A 3,676-nucleotide genomic window follows, 5' to 3' on the forward strand; every position below is an offset into this window, starting at 1 on the left:
CGTACTGCGCTTAAGCTCGGGCCGTGCCAAGTTTTCGGATCGCGCAAGCCGCCGAGCTGCTCGGCGTCAGCGACGACACCGTTCGCCGGTGGATCGACTCCGGTCGGCTGTCGGCGACGACCGGCAGTGGTCCGCGCATGGTCGACGGCGCGACACTGGCACGGTTCGCCCAGGAGCGCGCCACTGCTGAGCCGCTGTCGCGAAGCCCGGTCGTCGGGCAGTCCGCCCGCAACCGTCTGGTCGGGTTAGTGACCAACGTGCTGCGCGACACCGTGATGGCCCAGGTCGACATCCAGGCCGGCCCGTTCCGGCTGGTGTCGCTGGTCAGCCGGGAGGCCGTCGACGAGCTGCACCTGCAGCCGGGCAGCCTGGTGGTCGCCTCGGTGAAGGCCACCAACGTCGTCGTCGAGCTGCCCAGACCGTCCGGCCCGGCCAGCCGCATCGACCCGGCCACCGAATTCGGGTAACCGGTGTTACGTGGCGGGGTTATGTGGCGGTGTCACCGGTCGGTGTCATGTGGCGGTGTCACCCGTCGGTGTCACCCGTCGGCGGCAGCTACTATCGCGCCGAACGTGAACCTGTTGCGACTTTTCCGGCGATTTTTCGCAATGGTTTCACGCTCGGCGCAAACGATGAGAGGACGGCCATGACACAGGAAACGCCGGCGCTGACCGCCGTGGCGGCACGCGGCATCGCGATGACCGGGCCGTGGGGCCAAGTCTTCGGCCCGGTCGACCTGGACGTCGATGCCGGCGGGGTGACCGTGCTGACCTGCCCACCCGGGTCGGGCCGCACCGCGCTGCTGATGTGCCTGGCGGGCCGGATGGAGCCGACCTCGGGGTCGTTAACGGTGTTCGGGCGCAACCGCGCAAAGGACATCTTCGCGACGTCCGCGCTGGCCGGCATCGAGCAACTCGACTCGGTGTCCGAGTCGGTGACCGTGCGGGACCTGATCACCGAGCAGTTGCGCTGGGACGCGCCCTGGTACCGGTTAATCCGCCGCGCCGGCGAGCGCGACCGCGACCGGGTCTGCCGACCGGTCTTCGGTGAGCTGCCGCTGCCGCGGATCGGCGAATACGTCGACGGGCTCAGTGAACTCGACGGGTTGCTGCTGCGCATCGCGCTGGCCAACACCGCCGCCCGACCGTTGCTGGTTGTCGGCGGTATCGACCAGGTGGCCAGCGACCGCAACCGCGAAGCCCTGGTGCGCCGCCTCGTTGACCTTGGGGAGCGGCAGACCGTGATCACCGCCAGCGTCAACGAGCTCCCGGACGGGCTGGGTGTCCGAGCGCAGATCCCCGTCGCGCACCTGGAACGTGCCGAGCTCACCGCAGAGCCGCAAGGCCAGAAAGGGGGCGATTGACCATGCTCGCCGGAATGTCGCTGGGGACCGACCTCAAGCGGTACTCCCGCGGCACCATGCCGCGGGTGGCCCTGATCACGATCATCGTGCTGCCGCTGCTGTACGGCGCGATGTACCTGTGGGCGTTCTGGAATCCGTTCGCCGCGCTCGACAGAATTCCGGTCGCGCTGGTCGACGAGGACCGCGGTGCGACCGTCGACGGCCGGCAGGTGCACGCCGGTGACCAGGTGGCCGAGGCGCTGATGCGCTCCGGTGAGCTGGATCTGCACCGCATGTCGGCAAGCCAAGCCGCCAAAGGGGTCTCCGACGGCAGCTACTACTTCTCCATCACGTTACCCGCGGATTTCAGTGCCGCCGTGGTGTCGCCGGCGGGTCCGCACCCGCGCAAGGCGGCGATCCAATTCCGGTTCAACGACGCCAACAATTACCTGGCATCCGTCATGGGCCAGAACGCTGCCCGAGAGGTGCTCAATCAGGCCAGTGCCAAGGTCGGCGAGCAAGTCATCGGAACCGCGTTAAGCCAGGTCACCGATGAGGTCAAGAAGGCGGCCGTCGGCGCCGGGCAGCTGTCAGACGGATCGCACATGCTTGCGGTGAACCTAGCGACCGCGCGCGACGGCGCGGCAACACTGGCCGCCGGCGCTGGCCAGCTCTCCGCGGGGATCCAGCAGGCCACCGACCCGCTACTGAAACTGATGGACGACCTGAACGGGCCGGCTTTCGACCCCAACGAGGTCGGCGCCGCCGCAACCCGGCTGAGCGGCAACATCAAGAACGTGACCGACCGGCTCGCGGCGCTCAACATCGACTACCAGGCGGCCGCCGGGATCGTCAACCAGGTGGTGGACGGCTTGCGCGCCAACCCCGATCCCACCGTGCGGGGACTCGGTGAGTCACTGGCCGGCGCGCAACGCCTGCTCAACGCCGAAGGGATGGACCCGGCCACCGACGACGGGCTGGCGCAGCTGCGCACCAACGCTCAGCAGCTGGAAAACGACCTGGCCGATCCCCACAGCCGGCTGCGGACGTTCATCACCCACACGCTCGACGGCGGCCTGAAATCCGATCTGATCGCGTTGCGCAACGGTGCCTCCGACCTTGACGCGGGCACGCACAAGCTCAACGGCGGGCTGGTGGAGTTGGCGAACGGCGGCGACAAACTCAAAGACGGAGCCCAGCAGCTGGCAGCCGGGCTGGGCGAGGCCTCAGACCGGGTGTCGACGCTCACCGATCAGCAGCGCATCGACGTCGCGCACATCCTGGCGAGCCCGGTCGGGGTCGGTATGGATTTCACCCATCACGCCGCGACGTTCGGGACCGGATTCGCGCCGTTCTTCCTGCCGCTCGCGCTGTTCATCGGCGCGTTGATCATCTGGATGCTGTTGACTCCGTTGCAGACTCGCGCCATCGTCAACGGACTCGGCGCGTTGCGGGTGGTGCTGGCCTCCTACTGGCCGGCGCTGCTGCTCGGAGTGGGCCAGGTGGTCCTGATGTATGCGGTGGTGCACTTCGGTGTCGGCCTGAATGCCCCAGATGCCCGGTACGCGGCGGGCATGATCGGGTTCTTGGCCCTGATCGCGGCCGCGTTCGTGGCGCTGATCCAGGCGTTCAACGCGGTGCTGGGGGTCGCAGTAGGCCGGGTAGTCACGTTGGCGTTCTTGATGTTTCAGCTGGTGTCGTCCGGCGGCGTCTATCCGGTGGAAACCACGGCGAAGCCGTTCCAGATCCTGCATCCCTACGATCCGATGACCTATGCGGTCGACGGCCTGCGCCAGTTGACGGTCGGCGGCATCGACACCAGGATGTGGACTTCGGTGGGCGTCCTGTTCGGGGTACTCGCCGCGTCGCTGGCGGCCAGCGCGTGGGCGGCCCGGCGTGATCGCCAGTTCACGCTGGAACGCCTGTATCCGCCGATCGAAGTGTGACGTGTTGCGGCGACGGACGTTGCTGCGCGGCGCCGCTGCGCTCGGCGCGGCCGCCGTGGCGCCCTGGCCGAGCGGGTGTGCCCCGGGTGGCGACGGCGATGATGGGGCGCTGACTTTCTTCTTCGCGGCCAACCCCGAGGAGCGCGACGCCCGGATGGGGATCATCGAGGCGTTCGAGCGCGAACACCCCGACATCAGGGTCCGCACGGTGTTGTCGGGGGGAGACCCGATGCAGCAGATGTCGACGTTCTGCGCCGGCGGCAAATGTCCCGACGTGTTAATGGCGTGGGAGCTGAGTTACGCCGGCTTGGCCGACCGGGGCGTGCTGGCCGATCTGGGCACCCTGCTCGAGCGCGACCGGGAGTTCGCTTCAGAGCTGGCGTCCGAC

At 68.3% G+C, this 3,676-nt stretch carries 4 protein-coding genes; all 4 read left to right on the forward strand.

The annotated features are described in order from the left end of the window. Positions 1 to 23: 23 nt before the first annotated feature. Positions 24 to 467, forward strand: a complete 444-nt coding sequence (locus AC2VOP_RS18975) for a TOBE domain-containing protein (protein ID WP_486962404.1) — start codon at positions 24 to 26, stop codon at positions 465 to 467. A 179-nt stretch (positions 468 to 646) separates the two neighbouring features. Then, positions 647 to 1,363: an ATP-binding cassette domain-containing protein gene (locus tag AC2VOP_RS18980; protein ID WP_486962405.1), complete on the forward strand. Its 717-nt coding sequence runs from the start codon at positions 647 to 649 to the stop codon at positions 1,361 to 1,363. 2 nt (positions 1,364 to 1,365) lie between these two features. Then, on the forward strand, positions 1,366 to 3,288 hold the full coding sequence (locus tag AC2VOP_RS18985; protein ID WP_486962406.1) for a YhgE/Pip family protein: 1,923 nt from the start codon (positions 1,366 to 1,368) through the stop codon (positions 3,286 to 3,288). Position 3,289: 1 nt separating this feature from the next. Then, positions 3,290 to 3,676 (forward strand): extracellular solute-binding protein (locus AC2VOP_RS18990; protein WP_486962407.1); only part of this gene is annotated, 387 nt, incomplete at its 3' end.

It is taken from the genome of Mycobacterium sp. TH-M106 (assembly GCF_057473765.1).